The 16,722-nt window shown below is 62.4% G+C and carries 14 protein-coding genes; 4 read left to right on the top strand and 10 right to left on the bottom strand.

Annotated elements, in window-relative coordinates:
* Window positions 1–56 precede the first annotated feature (56 nt).
* The 3 genes from B5F33_RS06000 (at window position 57) to B5F33_RS06010 (ending at window position 2,336) form a co-directional block, all read left to right on the top strand.
* Window positions 57–1,190, top strand: coding sequence for a Gfo/Idh/MocA family oxidoreductase (locus tag B5F33_RS06000; protein WP_087410895.1), 1,134 nt, complete (start codon window positions 57–59; stop codon window positions 1,188–1,190).
* A 136-nt stretch (window positions 1,191–1,326) separates the two neighbouring features.
* Window positions 1,327–1,602 carry an acylphosphatase gene (locus B5F33_RS11090; RefSeq protein WP_255376255.1) on the top strand — a complete coding sequence of 92 codons (276 nt, stop codon included), beginning with the start codon at window positions 1,327–1,329 and terminating at the stop codon, window positions 1,600–1,602.
* A gap of 332 nt (window positions 1,603–1,934) precedes the next feature.
* Window positions 1,935–2,336 (top strand): transcriptional repressor, encoded by a 402-nt coding sequence (locus tag B5F33_RS06010; protein WP_204214427.1) that lies wholly within the window; start codon window positions 1,935–1,937, stop codon window positions 2,334–2,336.
* A 184-nt stretch (window positions 2,337–2,520) separates the two neighbouring features.
* Here the strand turns inward: B5F33_RS06010 and B5F33_RS06015 are convergent, their stop codons facing one another.
* Window positions 2,521–2,952: a peptidylprolyl isomerase gene (locus tag B5F33_RS06015; protein WP_087410897.1), complete on the bottom strand. Its 432-nt coding sequence runs from the start codon at window positions 2,950–2,952 to the stop codon at window positions 2,521–2,523.
* 248 nt (window positions 2,953–3,200) lie between these two features.
* On the opposite strand from B5F33_RS06015, the gene B5F33_RS06020 reads away from it, so the two are divergent.
* The gene (locus tag B5F33_RS06020) at window positions 3,201–3,953 is read left to right on the top strand and encodes a SprT family zinc-dependent metalloprotease (RefSeq protein ID WP_087410898.1); all 753 of its coding nucleotides are present in this window, start codon (window positions 3,201–3,203) and stop codon (window positions 3,951–3,953) included.
* A 140-nt stretch (window positions 3,954–4,093) separates the two neighbouring features.
* Here B5F33_RS06020 and B5F33_RS06025 read toward each other — a convergent pair whose 3' ends face one another.
* From B5F33_RS06025 to B5F33_RS06065, 9 genes are all read right to left on the bottom strand, one after another.
* Window positions 4,094–5,647 carry a glycoside hydrolase family 32 protein gene (locus B5F33_RS06025; protein ID WP_158095320.1) on the bottom strand — a complete coding sequence of 518 codons (1,554 nt, stop codon included), beginning with the start codon at window positions 5,645–5,647 and terminating at the stop codon, window positions 4,094–4,096.
* A 200-nt stretch (window positions 5,648–5,847) separates the two neighbouring features.
* Window positions 5,848–7,827, bottom strand: a complete 1,980-nt coding sequence (locus B5F33_RS06030; protein ID WP_087410900.1) for a PTS transporter subunit IIBCA — start codon at window positions 7,825–7,827, stop codon at window positions 5,848–5,850.
* A gap of 366 nt (window positions 7,828–8,193) precedes the next feature.
* Window positions 8,194–9,186, bottom strand: coding sequence for a LacI family DNA-binding transcriptional regulator (locus tag B5F33_RS06035; RefSeq protein ID WP_087410901.1), 993 nt, complete (start codon window positions 9,184–9,186; stop codon window positions 8,194–8,196).
* Window positions 9,187–9,326: 140 nt separating this feature from the next.
* Window positions 9,327–9,815, bottom strand: a complete 489-nt coding sequence (folB, locus tag B5F33_RS06040; protein ID WP_087410902.1) for a dihydroneopterin aldolase — start codon at window positions 9,813–9,815, stop codon at window positions 9,327–9,329.
* 149 nt (window positions 9,816–9,964) lie between these two features.
* On the bottom strand, window positions 9,965–10,501 hold the full coding sequence (locus B5F33_RS06045; protein WP_239284880.1) for an HD domain-containing protein: 537 nt from the start codon (window positions 10,499–10,501) through the stop codon (window positions 9,965–9,967).
* Between the two features lie 49 nt (window positions 10,502–10,550).
* Window positions 10,551–11,150, bottom strand: coding sequence for an anaerobic ribonucleoside-triphosphate reductase activating protein (gene nrdG / locus B5F33_RS06050; protein WP_087410903.1), 600 nt, complete (start codon window positions 11,148–11,150; stop codon window positions 10,551–10,553).
* Window positions 11,147–12,286, bottom strand: a complete 1,140-nt coding sequence (locus B5F33_RS06055; protein ID WP_158095321.1) for a nuclear transport factor 2 family protein — start codon at window positions 12,284–12,286, stop codon at window positions 11,147–11,149. Before B5F33_RS06055 ends, nrdG begins: the two co-directional genes overlap by 4 nt.
* A gap of 382 nt (window positions 12,287–12,668) precedes the next feature.
* Entirely contained in the window at window positions 12,669–14,891 is a 2,223-nt protein-coding gene (gene nrdD / locus B5F33_RS06060) for an anaerobic ribonucleoside-triphosphate reductase (RefSeq protein WP_087410905.1), read from the bottom strand.
* 453 nt (window positions 14,892–15,344) lie between these two features.
* Complete coding sequence (locus B5F33_RS06065; protein WP_143757954.1) at window positions 15,345–16,715, bottom strand: HAMP domain-containing sensor histidine kinase; 1,371 nt, start codon at window positions 16,713–16,715, stop codon at window positions 15,345–15,347.
* Window positions 16,716–16,722 lie beyond the last annotated feature (7 nt).

Consider the following 16,722-nt stretch of genomic DNA (forward strand, 5'->3'; position numbering starts at 1 on the left):
TCCGTCACATCGCCGGCCCGCGCGGCGCCCGCCCGCTTCACACAAAGGAGGTCTCTGTGCTTCGTATCGCCACCATCGGGACAAGCATGATCACCGACAATCTCATCGAGGTGCTCAACCAAAGCGATCGGGCCGTCTTTGTGGGCACGCTGTCGCGCGATGCCGACCGCGCCGCGTCCTTTACCGCCGAGCATGGCGGCACCCAGCCGTTCACGGACCTCGACGAGCTCGCCGCGAGCGACGCGGTCGACGCCGTGTACATCGGCTCCCCCAACGCGCTCCACGCGCCCCAGGCCCTTGCTTGCATCGCCCAGGGGAAGCACGTCTTCGTGGAGAAGCCCTTTGGCTCCAACCGCGCCGAAGCCCAGCAGGTCTTCGAGGCCGCCGAACGTGCGGGGGTGGTGGCGCTTGAAGCCATGAGGCCGGTGCATGACCCGGCGCTTGCCGCCGTGCGCGACCTTCTGCCGCGCCTGGGACGCCTCCGCCGCGCAAGCATTCGCTTTGGCAAGTATTCGTCCCGCTACGACAGCATCCTTTCGGGGCAGCGCACCAATATCTTCGACTGCGCCATGGCGTCGGGAGCCCTCATGGACATGGGCGTCTATCCTGTCGAAGCCATGGTTGCGCTCTTCGGTGAGCCGGAGTCCATCAGCTTTGCCCCCGTCCTGCTGGACGAGTCCACTCAGGCGCTCACTAACGGACCCATCGATGGTGCCGGTTCGATTCTGGCGCGCTATCCCAGCTATATCGTGGAGCTTGCCTACTCGAAGATCTCCAACGACGACCTGCCGGTACAGTTTGAAAGTGAGACGGCGACCCTCACCCTCGACTCCATCTCGGTTCCTGCGCACGCCCAAATCTCCTTCCGCGGCAAGGCCGAGCGTGGCTCGGCCAAGGTCATGCGCTCGCAGGAGGGCGGCCACGTGGAGCAATTCGACCTGCCCCACTGCTCCAACACCATGGCTTACGAGCTCGAAGACTTTATTGCTGCGGTGGAGGCGGTCCGCGGCGGCTGCCCCGTCTCGGACGCGCCGGCTGGCGAATACGGCACCGTGGGAACCTTCCGTGCCATGACGCTTGCAACCTTGTCGATCATGGACGAAGCGCGCCGCCAGGGTGGCATCTCGTTCCCTGCCGACGCCGGGAACGCTGCCTCTCAAGAAGCATCAACAAGCGAGAGCGGGCGGTGATGCCATGGGGTTCTTCGACCGATTCCGCACACCCGACGCATCGAATTACAAGCCGATCGACCCGACGCTTCGGAGTCCCCTTGAGCGCGACCTCATCAAGCGACTGCAGACAAGCCTGAATGATGGCAACGAGCCCTTGCGCCTTCATCTGCTCTTTTCGGGCACCGTCCAGGGCGTTGGGTTTCGCTGGACCAACCAGGGCGTGGCAAACCAGCTCAACCTCACCGGCTGGGTAAAGAATCTGCGCGACGGCAAGGTCGAGCTCGAGGTGCAGGGAACGCCTGCTGCGATCATCAAGCATCTCGACGGCGTGCACAGCTACTACAACCATGCCGGCTACGAGATTCGCCTGGACGAGGAGCACGGGCTGCCGCTCCAGACCGACGAAGACACGTTCGACGTGCATTTCTAGCCCGTTGCAGCTGCTGCCTCGCTCCAGACGAGCGCCGCTGCCGAAGGATACGCCGCGCGGCGCGGCCGGATGCGTAACAACGCACATGCAAAGCAACGACGAGATACCGGCGGAAGATTTGCCGCAAAAGCAGATCTTCCGCCGTCGTGCGTTTTTGCCGCCCCGCGCATGCCGCGCTGCAGAGGTTTTGCCTGTTCTGTGGCGTATATGCCAGCGCGGTCGCATAAAAAGCTATTCATGCGATAACATTACAATCATGGAAGACGGACCCTCGTGATGTCCCGCCGACCCCGGCGCAGGGACGTCGCAGCCCCGCGATGAGGAAGGAGGGCATGGTGCAGCGCAGAAACACACGGCAACGCAAACTCATCCTGGATATCGTCCGCACCATGGACGACCACCCCACCGCCGACGAGATCTTCCTCGCAGCTCGCGAACACGACCCGCACATCGGACGCGGAACCGTCTATCGCAACCTCAACCTGCTGGTAGATGAAGGCGCGATCCGCATACTCAAAGCCCCTGGCGGCAGCCGTTTCGACTGGCGTACCGACGAGCACACCCACGTGCTGTGCTCCTCCTGCGGAGCCATCGCCGACCTGCCGCTTCCCTATGACCCCGCCCTCGACATGAAGGCCGCTTCGGCGACAGGCTACGAGGTGCACTCGCATTACACGTTCTTCGAGGGCCTGTGCCCGACCTGCCGCAAGCGACAAGCCGAAGATTCCCGCTAGCCTCCTTTCCAACGCAGGCGCAACGGTTCCAACCGCGTCTCGTATCAGTCTTCACGCACCCGTTGGATGCGGTCCACACAATCCATTCGTACGTAAACGCGGCCCCGCCAATCACGGGGCCGCGCTGTTATTTCGTTCGTTTGTAGACGGTCCGCACCGCGCACCAAGCAGCGCTGCCGTGCCGTTAGTCCTCTTCGACCTCGACGAGCTCGATGTCGAAGTTGAGGTCCTTGCCCGCCAGCTCATGATTGGCGTCAAGCAGCACGCCGTCGGCGTCGACGTTGAGCACCACGACCGGCACCGGCATGCCTCCCGGGCCCGAAAGGAACAGCTTATCGCCCTTCGAGATCTGATCGATATTGGGAACCTGCACTGCAGGGAACTGCAGGATGAGGTCATCGCGGCGCTCGCCGTATGCGTCGGCGGCAGGAATGTGCACCGTCTTCTTCTCGCCCACGACCATGTCCACGACCGCGGCGTCAAAGCCGGCGATCATCTGGTGCGCGCCGCAGGTGAACTCAATCGGCTCGCCACGATCATAGGAGCTATCGAACTGCGTGCCGTCATCCAGCGTGCCACGATAATGCGCCTTGACCTTCTTTCCCTGGTTGGACATGTCTCTCTCCTTGCAACTCTGGGGCAGGCATCCCATGCTGCGACAGCTTGCCGCGAACTCCCGCCCGAATATTGCGGCCCACTATACATGACTTATCGCTTATACGCACGCTCGCAGGCAATCCCTTACAAAAGATAAGACGCACGTTGCCAGGCATCTCGCAGAGGCGGCCGCGCCCAGCCCCTCGACGGGCTTTGCTATACTCCAAGATACGACGGCTCGACTCGATGATGCAGGAAGAAGGACCCATGAGCTATCTGAGCGGCGGCCCCTCGCGCGGCCGCAGCGGGACGTCGTATGAAATCGTTTTGGAGACGGCTATCGGCCGCATTCCCGTCGAGGTGGAACGCAAGCGGGTCAAAAACCTCAACCTGCGCGTTCGACCCGACGGTTCGGTTCACCTCAGCGTGCCCCTGCGCGGCACGCGGGCCGATGCCGAGGACTTTTTGTTGCGCCGACGCGACTGGATCGCCGAACGCGTCGCACGCCGCCGCGACCATGCGGCGCGCCAACATGAGATGCCGCTTGCCGACGGCATGGTTCCACTCTGGGGAGAACGGACCCCACTCATCGAAGCCCTGCGGGAGACGGGCCTAGCAGCTGCCCTTTCGCTCTCGGCCGCCGACGCCGAGAGCTCCTGTCCGCCGCATCCCCTTGACCCCGTCGTCCACGCCGAGCTCACCAAGGCGCTCTACCGCCATGAGATGGAAGGCGCCCTGCCCATCGTGGCCCATCGCGTCGAGGACCGCATGGGGGTGCAGGCCAATCGATGGCAGGTGCGCCACATGACGAGCCGCTGGGGATCGTGTACTCCCGAGAGCCGAAACATCCGCATCAGCTCGCTTCTTGCCGCCTATCCGCCCATCTGCCTCGAGTTTGTCGTGACCCACGAGCTCGTTCACCTCATGGAGCCCACGCACAACGCGCGGTTCCACATGCTTCTCGATATCTACTGCCCGCACAACCGCACGATCGCCGAGCGACTTCGCCATCCCGCCTAGGCGCGTTGACAGCAGCCGCACCTCGAACACAAAGGCGTGTTGTGCGGCAACGCACACGCTCGGATTCTATGTTGCGGCAATCCACACGCTCAGGCCCCTTCTGGAGGCCCTTGAACGTGCGAATTGCAGCAGAATAGACCTTACCGATCAGCCGAGCGGTACGTCTCGGCCATGCCGTCTCCCATGGACCAGATATCGGCGGAGGCGCAGGTGCCGCGCAGCTCAAGCGACAGGTGCTCCGCCGTGGGGAACCAGCGCGTCGCCATAACCTGAAGCCCCCCGTTGGCGAAGACCTCGACGGCAGAGCCGTCCACCAGCACGCGAAGGTCATGCAGCTCGCCTGCCGCACACGTGCGCCGGGTGCGGCCTGCGCCCACAGAATGGCCGTCGCTTTCCCTGTAATGGAAAACAAGCGAGAGCTCCCCCTCGGCGCAAGCGATCTCGAGCACGCCGTCCAACACCAGCGAGATATCTCCCGCAATCCCGTCGAGCACGACATCCGCTCGGCGGCCGTCGAGCTCGACCTTTCCGCTCGACGCGAGCTCGCAGTGCGACTCCCGCAGTGCCTCCAGCTCGGGCACAGGTACCTGGGCAACAAGGCCGTTAGCACCCCTCGTCAAAAGACGCGGCACCGTAAGGCAGTGGCACCACGCTAGCCCCGCCGGCGCGCTCTCATAGGGCGCGATTGGCATACCCATCCAACCGATCAAGATGGTGCGCCCGGCATCGTCGACAAACGTCTGAGGTGCATAGAAGTCAAACCCCTTGTCCCAGCGCTCGAAGCGCGCAGGATCGACGGCCGTCACGTCAATAAGGCGTTCCCCCGCCTCAAGGGGGATATAGCCTGCCTGGTCGCGCTGGCCGTTTGCCCAGGGTCGCTCCTCCATGCCCTGCGGACACAGGGCGAGGTATTCGCACCCATCAAGACAGATGCGATCCGGGCATTCCCACATGAAGCCAAACTCCGCAGTCGGGCGCACGATCGAATACTCTTCCCACGCCAGCCCGTCTTCCGAGCGATAGATGAGAACCATGCCGCGGTCAAAGAGGTCGCGAGCCCCCAGGAGCATCCACCAGCATCCGTCTTGCTGCCACACCTTGGGATCGCGCACATGAAGCGAGCACACGACCGGGTAGTCGGCATTGCGCATGAAGACCCGTTTGGCCGAGAAGACCTGCGCATCATCGCTCGTCACGAGAATCTCGTTTGCCTGGCGACCCGTGTGGATGTAGTCGTGATCCCCCGGCTCCTTGACGTTGCCGGTGTAATACAGCCGCAGCTGGTCTCCCCCGTCGCTTGCCGCACCAGGCACCACCGCGGCCGAGCCCGAATAAGCTCCCGAAGCGTCATCCGGGGTGTCTGGGGCAAGCACCATCCCGTGATGCTCCCATCGCACCAAATCACGGCTTGTCACGTGCCCCCACCCGCGCGGCGCATGAGGCTGCGGCCACTCGGGGCTGTACTGGTGGAACACGTGATAGACGCCACGGAACTGGCAGAGTCCGTTGGGGTCGTTGAGCCAGCCGGTCGGCGGCATGATGTGAAAGCCCATGCGCCAGCGTTTCAGGACCTCCTTGTCCAGCGTCGCGGAAGGGTCCTCGGCGGCACGCGCCGAAAGGTCGCCCCGCCCTTCTGGCACCGTCACTTCCGTCGGAATCTGGACCGCCGCTTCGCGCTGCATGACCGTGGACATCGTTCTCCCATCGTTCTCGTTCGTCCCGAACAGCCGGCGGGACACGCACGGCATCCCGCCGGCGACATATTGCGTCGTGAAGGCTTCTAGGGAAACACCGATCAAAGCATTCCGTACCCGGCCCCGCCGCGCCGGGCGCCTACGGCCCCGAGCACGAGAGCCTTCAATCAGCGTTTCCCTAGGCTACCGCACGATTCGGCCTAGCGCACGTCGATGAGCGCATCGCCCGGCTTGACCGTAGCGCCCGCATGGGCCTCGACCGTGTCGTAGGTGGGCGTGTTGGCCACGATCACCGGCGTCACGGGGTTGAGCCCCGCAGCCTTGATGGCCTCAAGGTCGATGTCGAGAAGCAGCTGGCCGCGCTCGACATGGTCACCCACCTTGGCATGCGCCGTGAAGGGCTTGCCCTCAAGCGTCACCGTATCGATGCCCACATGCATGAGCAGCTCGCAGCCACTGTCGGAAATCATGCCCACGGCATGTCCCGTGTCGGCGAAGACGGTGATGGTACCCGAAACCGGGGCGAATAGCTTGCCCTCGCTCGGGACGACCGCGGCGCCCTTGCCCATGATCTCGCCGGCAAAGACGGGGTCGGGAACCTCGCTCATGGGAATGGCCTGGCCGGCAATCGGCGATGCGATGGTCTCTGCGACCGCAGGAGCGTCTTCGGCCTTAGGCGTGGCAGCAGAGAGCGCAGCGTCGGCAGCAGCGGCGGAAAGTGCGGCTGCGGTCTCGGCATCGTCGGCAGGGGCGGCCACCGACGCCTGGACGGTAGGCGCAGCCTCCTCCTCGACGGGGTCGCGATAGAGCATGAAGGAGATGCCGAAGGCCACAAGTCCCGCGATGGCGAACATGATCGCATACTGAACAGGCTGGTTCAGGCACAGCAGGATGCCGAAGATGCCCGTGACACCGGTGCCGTTGGCAGCAAGGCCGACGATGGAGGCGAACATGGCGCCCAGGCCGCCGCCGATGCAGCCGGCGATGAAGGGCTTAAAGAAGCGCAGGTTCACACCGAAGATGGCGGGCTCGGTAATGCCCATGAACGCCGAGAGCGACGACGGAAGGGCAAGCGAACGAATCTTGACGTCATGCGTCTTGAGCGCGACGGCAAGCGCGGCACCGGCCTGGCCGATGTTTGCGGCGCTCGCGAGCGGCAGCCAGTAGGTCACGCCGTACTGTGCGATCTGACCGAGGTCGATAGTAGTGTACATCTGGTGGATGCCGGTGACGACCGTCGGCGCATACAGCGCGCCCATGATAAGCGAGCCCAGACCGAGCGGCAGCGTCAGCAGCCACTGAATGGCACCGAGGATAGCGTTTTCTGCCCAGACGAAGATGGGGCCGACGGCAATCATGACGATGTAGGCGGTGACAGCGACCGAGACCAGCGGGGTCACGAACAGGTCAAAGGCCTCGGGAACCACCTTGTGCAGACGCTTCTCGAAGAAGGCAAGGATGCCTGCGGCGATAACGATGGGGATGACGTGTCCCTGATAGCCCACCCACTCGATGCTGTAGACGCCGGGGATGACCGCAAAGGTCTGCGCCACGCCGTCGGTCGCGACGGTGTTGGCGTTTTGCAGGGCCGGGTTGATGAGAATCATGCCCATGACCGCGCCCAGATACGGGTTGGCACCGAAGGCCTTGGCGGCCGAGAATCCGATGAGAATCTGCAGGAAGGTGAACGCCGTGTTGGAAACGAGGTTCAGGATCTGGTACCAGGCGTTATCGGTCGCAAGCGTGATAAACCCGTTCGAATCCATGAAGGAGAGTGCGCTCATGATGCCCAGCAGCAGGCCCGAGGCCACGATTGCCGGGATGATGGGCACGAAGACGTCGCCCAACAGCTTGATTGCGCGCATGAAGGGGTTCTTCTGCTGCCCCGCCGCGGCGGCCTTGGCCTCCTCCTTGGAGGCGGCGCTGATGTTGCCGAGCGCGATGAACTCGTCGTAGACCTTATTGACCGTACCGGTGCCGTAGATGACCTGCAGCTGGCCGGACGCCTTGAAGTTGCCCTTTGCACCGATGGCATTGTCCACCGCTTGCTGGTTCACCTTCGAGTCATCGGCAAGCACCAGACGCAGACGCGTCGCGCAGTGCGCCGCCGAGACCACGTTGCCGGGTCCGCCGATTGCGTCCAGAATCTGTTGGGCCGCCTGCCTATAGTCAAGCGCCATAGGACCACCTTTCCCTTTCCTATGCCCTACGCTCAATGGGTTCCGACTTGGTGTATGAAATCGTTCCCATATGAAATCGTTCTCACCATACGCCGGACATCGGGTTACAAGCCTTCTTTGACAGACTTTTGATTGTGGGCGGTAGGTATTTATCGGTAAACGGCAGGAGGTCCGTCTAGCAAGACGCTCTGTGCGCTCGGCAGCAAAAGCCATTCTACAGGCGTCGCTAGCAAATTGTGCCGCCGCTTTGCCGCGGGCCGAGAGGACGGCCCGTGCATCGTCGATAAAGCCTACCGATTATCCTGAGCATGCGTCCCGTCCGACATCACCCCGTCGGGCGGGACGCGCGCCATGCATGTCCGGTGCCTACGCAGGGCAGTCGGTCGAATCCCTCATCACGATCTCGAATCCCATCTTGACCTCTCGCGGCACCATATCGTCGCTCGTCATGAGGCCCACCAGCATCTTGGCGGCCTCGACGCCCGAGGTCTTGTAATGGTGATGCACCGTCGTAAGCCGCGGCGTCACCACCTGCGACAGCTCGCTGTCGCCCACGCCGGTCACCTGCACGTCACGCGGCACCTCGATGCCGTTTTCGCGCAGGCAGGTAAGGGCGCCGTAGGCGATGGAGTCCGTCGCACACACAATGGCGTCCACCTGCGGATACGAGGCAAGCAGCTGCTCGCAGCACCCATAGCCTCCATCGACCGAGAAATCCGCGACCAGCTGGGCCTCGTCGGGAACATGCACGTCGCGCGAGCGGCAGGCTGCCAAAAAGCCATCGTGGCGCTGCCGGCCGGCAGCGACGTCCTCTTCAAAGACGCCGATGTACGCCGGGTGCTCGGCGCGCTCGAGCACGCGCTCGGTCACCTCGCGCAGCGCCCCAAAGTCATCCTGATAGACACAGGACCGGCCCGAAAGCACCTGGTCGAGCACCACGAGTGGAACGGGCAGCTGGTCCAGGACCTCGCGATGCGCCGGGGTGAAGACCGTGGCCACCAGAATGACGCCGTCAACCTTGCTGCGCTCGGAAAAGAGTCGCAGAAACTCGACCTCGCGCGCTGCATCGTTGTCCGTATTGGCAAGCAGCACCTGGTAGCCGGCATCGTTGAGAACAGACGTGATACCGGCCGTCATGCGACCGACCGACGTTGAATTGATCTTGGGAATCACGACACCCACCACGTAGGACTTGCCGGTGCGCAGCGACTTCGCCTGCTGCGAGGGGACGTATCCCGTCTGCTCGATGACGCGGCGAATCGCGACGCGCTTCTCTTGGGAGACATAGCCGTCGTTGAGGTAGCGAGAGACCGTGGCGCGAGACACGCCCGCCATCTGTGCGATCTGGTTGATATCCATGGTGCCGCCTCCTTCGATGCTCTCGAGTCTACCGCAGCGCTTGAACACCCGGCAAGCAAATGGCCGGGAGGGAGCACGAAGCACCATCCTCCCGGCCTGAGCGACAGCCAGCCCTGTCCTTGTTACAACGTATGTCGCCGCTAGCGCGTACGCTCGATCTCGACCGCTACGCTCGAAAGCGGCAGCCCGATGGGTGCCCAGGGCTTCTCGAGCTTAAGGCGTACGCCAAGCAACATCGGGTAGCGGCCAAGAAGATAGGCCGTAAGCGCCTCCGCCGCCGCCTCGATAAGCTTGTAGGTATGATCGTGCATAAAAGCAACGATGTCGTGGCATACGGCACCGTAGTCGATCGAGGCGTCCAGGTCGTCGTTCTCGCCGGCGGTGCGCAGGTTGGCGTAGAGCGTCGCGGACACCACGAACTTCTGTCCCAGCTCGGTCTCGGCGGGATAGACGCCGTGGTTCGCAAACACCTCAAGACCCGAGATGACAATCTTGTCGGCGCGCTCAAGCATGCCGGGCTCGACCGTCGCGAGCTCGCGACGCGCCACCGGCAGCCCCGCCTTGTCGCGATGTGCCAGCCGGCGCTCCTCCCCCGCCGAAGTATCTTCGGGAAGCTTCTTGTCTGCCATGGATATCAACTCCATCCTCTGTGCGGGCGCTTCTATGGGCGCCTACACCGTCCTAGTATTCCAAGGATGTTCTATACCCAATTGGCCAGGCTGCCAAAGCGTGGCGGTGCACCCGCCGTAACTGCGACGCCCGCGCTGGCCGCTTGACATTAGACGCAAATGATGAGGTTCTTCTTGGACTCAGACCAGCTGCAGGCGGCACGGACCTCGGGCTGGCAGGCAAAACAGGCACGCGAGGCCTTGTCGGCCTGGTAAAGCAGCCGCTCGAGTGGTTCGGCATCGTCGCGCAGGCGGCGATGGCCTCGAATGGCCGTCAGCATCGCGGCGCGCTCATCGTCGGAGAAGTGAGCCCCCTCCGGCAAGCTCGCAAGAATCTCCCCCGCAAGACGCTCCCCGGCAAGCTCGTGCGGCTCACCGGACTCATACTGTGTCGCCTTGCCAACGTCATGCAACAGCGCCGTCGCATACACGACCTCGCGGTCAAGGCCAAACCCAAACTCCAGGTTGCGCGCCCACATGATGCGCGCCGTGTCGATAAGGTGCTGCACGCCGTGGCGGCAAAACACCCGGTCCTGCTCGAGCGCGCCAAGCCGCGCTAACTCGCGCTGAAACACCGAGTGCTCCCACACGGCCTGCACCCGCGGCATCGGTGCAAGCCCCTGCTTATGCGGAACGCTTTCAGCCATGCGGCCCCCTTCATCCTCGTTGTGGTACGCCGATACGCACACGCGGCAATTACATGCTGTGCGTCGAATAGATCTGCTCGTCCTGCCAAAGCTGAACGGCCTCGGCAAGCGAGCAGCCGCGCTCGGCGGCCGCGGCGCGCGTGGCATTGAGGTCGATAAGCCGCTGGTTGGACGAGCCGTGAAAGCGCAGCGAGATATCGTAGAGTTCCTGCACCCAGGGTCCATCGACGAGAACGTCGATACAGTCGAGCAGGCGATCCGTCACGTCGGTGTGGTGCTTGGCTCCCGACATGAGCTCGTCAAGCGTGTCGCCCGTAAAGCACCAGATCGTCTTGGCGGGAGCGCCGCCGGCGTGCTCTCCGCGAGGGAAACGTTCGCGAACCCGCTCGACAAAGTCCACGAGCCCCGCCTGGTTCTCGGGCTCCATAGGCTCGCCGCCCAGGATGGTGAGTCCGTCGCAGAACTCATGGTCCAGGCTGTCGATGATCTTATCCTCAACCTCACGCGTAAAGGGCTCGCCCGCCTTGAAGCTCCAAGCACCCGAGTTGAAGCACCCCGGGCAGCCGCGCCGGCATCCGCTCACAAAGAGCGACGTACGCACGCCCTCCCCATTGGCGATATCGAAGTACTTGATCTCGGCGTAGTTCATAGTTCCCCCTTTGCGGCATCTCGCTGTGGGAAACACCGCTCATGCTCTGCCTTGTACTCTCTCACGCGATCGATACGGGCATCAGCGCCAAAATGAATAATTGAGCATCCGTCAAATTCCTGCGGAGTAGACTCCATTGCAGCAAAGGTCCACGTCACTACAACCGTATTACCATCAGCGCCCTCCACAACGTCGTGGATATCCCACGAACTGACACGTTGCACTGCCAGCATATGGTCAATCCATCCGTGTAGCTCTGCTGCACCATCGTAGATAGGGCCGCAGCATTCTTCATATCGGCATCGGGGAGAAAACAGCTCGTCGAAATGCGAGAAATCGCGCGAGACCCACATCGCAAAATAGGAACGTACCGCTTGCTCCATCTGCCCTTGAACCAAACCGGATGCCCTCGCAGGAACTCCCACCATCTTCGCATAGGGATTGTCGCGCAAAAACGTTTCGGTATGCGTCAGAGACACTCCATAACGCGTCGGCTCAGAAACTAGCATCCTAAATAACTCGACCGTCATTCTCCCGATATTGAGCGGCTCAAACGCCGGGTCCTTTGGGTCAAAAAGATGTTCGTGGTGAGCGATGCGATTGCGCGCGGTATTTACAAGGCGAATCTTTGCGTCAAGCTCAGAACGGTCAGTACCTTTTGGCCACGCATGACGAAGATAGGGGATCCAAAGCGTGCGCTCATGAGCACGATCCGTCAGATGCGCCCAAAATCCAAAGGAAAGATGCGAGATGACACTCCCCGCCTGGGGCGACAGGACGCCATGGGGAATAGCAGCATCGATAGCGCGCCGATTGAGCGTATTCACATCGCGCTGCTCCCCCGAGCGCATCGTGCGCAACAACGGCGCGCGCACCGGCGATGCGTCGTCAAAGAGCCAATGGCATCCCTCATGATTCCAAGAGGAAAGAACGCGGTCGTATACGTTTCTCAGAGCGACTTCAAAATAGGAAATGTCTTTGAGAAGGGCAGCGCCTAAATCAAGGTTCCATTCGTAGAGCGCCAGAGCGCGTCGAGGATCTCCGTCACATGCATCGAGATACCGCTGGAAGCGAGGAGCAGAGAGCCATGACTCCGCCCATGCACGCACGTCATCGCTCGTTCGTCCCTCCCTCATTTGAGCCCTCCAAAAACGATGCCCCGGTGACATGGAAACCAGCGGTCACACGGGGCTTGCATACGTAACTATACCCGATTCTCGCTGCAAACAAAAGAAGCTCGCACTTCTATCTTTCATCCCGACACCCAAGCGTTCCAAAGTGCAAGCCCCAACGGCAGTGGCCGTCACAGCCACGCCCCCCCATGTGCCCGTTCTCTTATAAAAGCCGAACCTGTGGTGACCCAGCGCAGCCGATTCACCGTAGGCCTGCCGCCTTGGATATTCCCAAAGGGAGTTTCCCGCAGGCGCGTCGCGCAACGCGCGACCCGCCGAGGACCACGACCGAAGGGAATATCCCGGGCGGCAGGCCGACCGAGCGCATACTCGACCGGCTACGCCCCTACAGATGCAGCACGCGGTCGCGAATCTCTTCGGTGCGGCCCTGGTTCCAGAACTGCGTTCCGATGTAGCCGCAGGTACGGCGTGCGACGTTCAGCTTCTCCTGGTCGCGGTTGCCGCAGTTCGGGCACTCCCACACCAGCTTGCCGTCGTCCTCGACGATCTTGATCTCGCCGTCATAGCCGCAAACCTGGCAGTAATCGCTCTTGGTGTTGAGCTCCGCGTACATGATGTTGTCGTAGATGTACTGCATAACGCGGATGACGGCCTTGAGGTTGTCCTGCATGTTGGGCACCTCGACGTAGGAGATGGCGCCGCCCGGGGAAAGCGCCTGGAACTCGCTCTCGAACTTGAGCTTGTCAAACGCGTCGATTTCCTCGGTCACATGCACGTGGTAGCTGTTCGTGATGTAGCCCTTGTCCGTCACGCCCGGAATGATGCCGAAGCGACGCTGCAGGCACTTGGCGAACTTGTAGGTCGTGGACTCAAGCGGCGTGCCGTAGAGCGAATAGTCGATGTCCTCGGCGGCCTTCCACTCGGCGCACTTATCGTTCATGTGCTGCATGACCGAAAGCGCGAAGCCCTTGCCGTGCTCATCGGTGTGGCTGGCGCCCGTCATGTACTTCACGCACTCGTAGAGGCCCGCATATCCCAGGCTGATGGTGGAGTACCCGCCATAGAGCAGCTTGTCGATGGTCTCGCCCTTGTCCAGGCGCGCGAGCGCACCATACTGCCACAGAATCGGCGCGGCGTCGGAAAGGGTGCCCTTCAGGCGCTCGTGACGGCAGCGCAGAGCCTTGTGGCAGAGCTCCAGACGCTCGTCGAAGATCTCCCAGAACTTCTTCTCGTCGCCCTTCGAGGACAGCGCGACATCGGGCAGGTTGATGGTCACGACACCCTGGTTGAAGCGGCCGTAGTACTTGGGCTTGTTCGGCTCGTAGTTCTTGGCGCGAGCGACGTTGTCGTAGCCGTTGCCCGAACGGTCCGGCGTGAGGAAGCTGCGGCAGCCCATGCAGGTGTAGACATCGCCCTCGCCCGGCTTCTCGCCCTTCGAGAGCTTGAGCTCGCGCATCTTCTTGGCCGAGATGTAGTCGGGCACCATGCGCTTGGCGGTGCACTTGGCCGCGAGCTGCGTAAGGTAGAAGTACGGGCTGTCCTCGTGGATGTTCTCTTCCTCAAGCACGTAGATGAGCTTGGGGAACGCCGGCGTGATCCATACGCCCTGCTCGTTCTTTACGCCCTCGTAGCGCTGGCGCAGGGTCTCCTCGATGATCATGGCCAGGTCGTGCTTCTCGGCCTCGTTACGAGCCTCGCCCAGGTACATGAACACGGTCACGAAGGGCGCCTGGCCGTTCGTGGTCATAAGGGTCACGACCTGATACTGGATGGTCTGCACGCCGCGGCGAATCTCGTCGCGCAGGCGGCCTTCGACGACCTCGGAGATCTTGTCCTCGGAGGCATCGACACCCAGCTCCTCGAGCTCGGCAAGCACCTGGCGGCGGATCTTCTGACGGCTCACGTCCACGAAAGGCGCGAGGTGCGTGAGCGAGATGGACTGCCCGCCGTACTGGCAGGAAGCAACCTGGGCGATGATCTGCGTAGCGATGTTGCAGGCCGTCGAGAAGCTATGCGGGCGCTCGATGAGTGTGCCGGAAATGACGGTGCCGTTCTGCAGCATATCCTCGAGGTTCACGAGGTCGCAGTTGTGCATGTGCTGCGCAAAGTAGTCGGAGTCATGGAAGTGGATAAGACCCTCGTTGTGCGCCTCGACCACGTCGGCCGGCAGCAGCACGCGCTGGGTGAGGTCCTTGGAGACCTCGCCTGCCATGTAGTCGCGCTGCACCGAGTTCACCGTGGGGTTCTTGTTGGAGTTCTCCTGCTTGACCTCTTCGTTGTTGCACTCGATGAGCGAGAGGATCTTGTCGTCGGTGGTGTTCTTCTGGCGCTTCAGGCTCTGTACATAGCGATAGATGATGTACTTGCGGGCAACCTCGAACTTGTCGAGCTTCATGAGCTCGTCCTCGACCATGTCCTGGATTTCCTCGACCGAGACGGTGTGGCCGGCATTCTCGCATGCCTCCGCGACGTTCTGCGAGGCATAGATGACCTGGCGCTCGGTGAGGCGCTCGGACTCAGGGGCATCCAAGTTCGCGGCGCGGATGGCGTTCTCGATCTTGGTGATGTCGAACGCGACCTCAATACCGCTGCGCTTGATGATCTTCATGTCCCGTCGCCTTTCTTAACGCTGCTTTCTTAACGCTGTTGTGTCGGGTACCCATCTTAGCGGTTCCGCGCTCACTATATGCAGTAAATGTTTTGCGGGTCATCACTACATATTGTGTTTTAGCAGGTCAGCATAATTGGTGAATCTTGCCTCACATTACTGTGAAGATTTTCAATAACGTCGGTGGGGGCAAAGCCCACGCGTCCCACCTGCGGTTGCCTTGAATGGCGCATACGGGATGGGGTGTCAGCATTCAACGACTTCTTCACCCTTACGATTCGGCGAGCGGTCAAGAAACCCCCTTGACCAAGATGTTGTGCTCCGCGCGGGCGCGACGGGGCGAGAGCGGGGCGACGGCCCCAACGCGAGCATGATGACGCGGCGGCCCAGCGCGCGCCGTCGCAAGCGGACGCGAGGGCCGACGCCGCCATGGGCTCCGACGCCCGCGGCCGCCTACTCCATCGGCAGCTCGACGGTAAAGGTGGTGCGGCCGGCCTCGCTCGTGGCAAAGATGCGGCCGCCGTGGAGCTCGACGATTTCCCGCGCGATGGCGAGCCCCAGGCCCGCTCCTCCCGTGGAGCTGGCCCTGGCTTCGTCCAAGCGGAAAAACTTGTCGAAAATGGCCTCGAGCTTGTGCGGAGGAATGGTGACCCCTTCATCCGTGACGGCCACGCGCACGATCTCGGAGGACGCCGCGGAGCCATCTTCCGGCGCGCCCGAGTCGGCACAGGCCGTCGCGCCGTCCGAAGCAGCTGGCGCAGAGTCGCCGGAGATATCGGCCTCCCCTGCCGCCACGTGCTCGGCAACCACAGCGATCTCTGTGCCCTCGTGGCTATAGGCGATCGCGTTTTTCAAGATGTTGTTGAACACACGCGCCAGCCGCGCGGCGTCGCCCATGATCATGAGGGCGGGTCCGGGATCGTCGGTGGTAACAACGCGCCCTTCGACCTCCAGCCGAACAGTGTTCCCATGTGCGCCCAGCAGCGGGTAGAACTCGTCGGCCATCTGCACGAGCAGAAACGACAGGTCGACCGGCTCGAGCTCGAGCTCGATATGCGTGAGGTTGTAGCGCGTGATGTCAAAGAACTCGTTGATGAGACGCTCCAGGCGGCGGGCCTTATCCAGCGTGATGCCAACATAGCGGCAGCGCTGCTCCATGGGCATCTCGGGTATCTCGTCCAAAAGCGACAGGTAACCGATCACCGAGGTCAGAGGCGTTTTGAGGTCGTGCGCCAAATAGGTGATGAGGTCGTTTTTGCGGGCGGCCTCGTCGCGCAAGGCGCGCTCGTGGTCGAGCATCGTCCCTTTCATCTGGGTCGCCTGCAGGGCCAACGCGTCGTAGCCCTCGGGAAAGACCTCGCTCGCCTCGGCATCGTGCCGCATGTAAAACGAGAGCAGCGATGCGGCCTCCTCGACCGTGGCGCGCGAGCGACGACGCGCATACCACCGGGCGACCCCAGCCGAGACCACCACCAGCACGATCACGAATATGAGCCCGAGCCTGAGGAAGAACTCCTTGGCGCCCACGGGATCGAATACCAGGTTATAGGTGGTGTTGGTCTGGTAGTCAACTTCCCAGGAGCTCACGAACGTGTTGAAAAACCAGTTCACGAAGGCGCCGTTCAGCCCGTCATCGACAAAGCGAAACAGCAGAAGATACAGCATGATGCCGACGCCGATCCCCGCGATGATGACCACGGCGAAGCGCAGGCGCTCACGGTTCTGCCGCTGCCCCCGCGTAGCAGCGAGGTCGGCCGCGCCTGCAGTGACCGGCGCGTCGGACGACGTGCTCCGACCGCGGCCAGACAGTCCTGCAGGCGGCATGGGACCG

Source organism: Collinsella sp. An2 (assembly GCF_002160065.1).
Taxonomy (GTDB): domain Bacteria; phylum Actinomycetota; class Coriobacteriia; order Coriobacteriales; family Coriobacteriaceae; genus Limicola.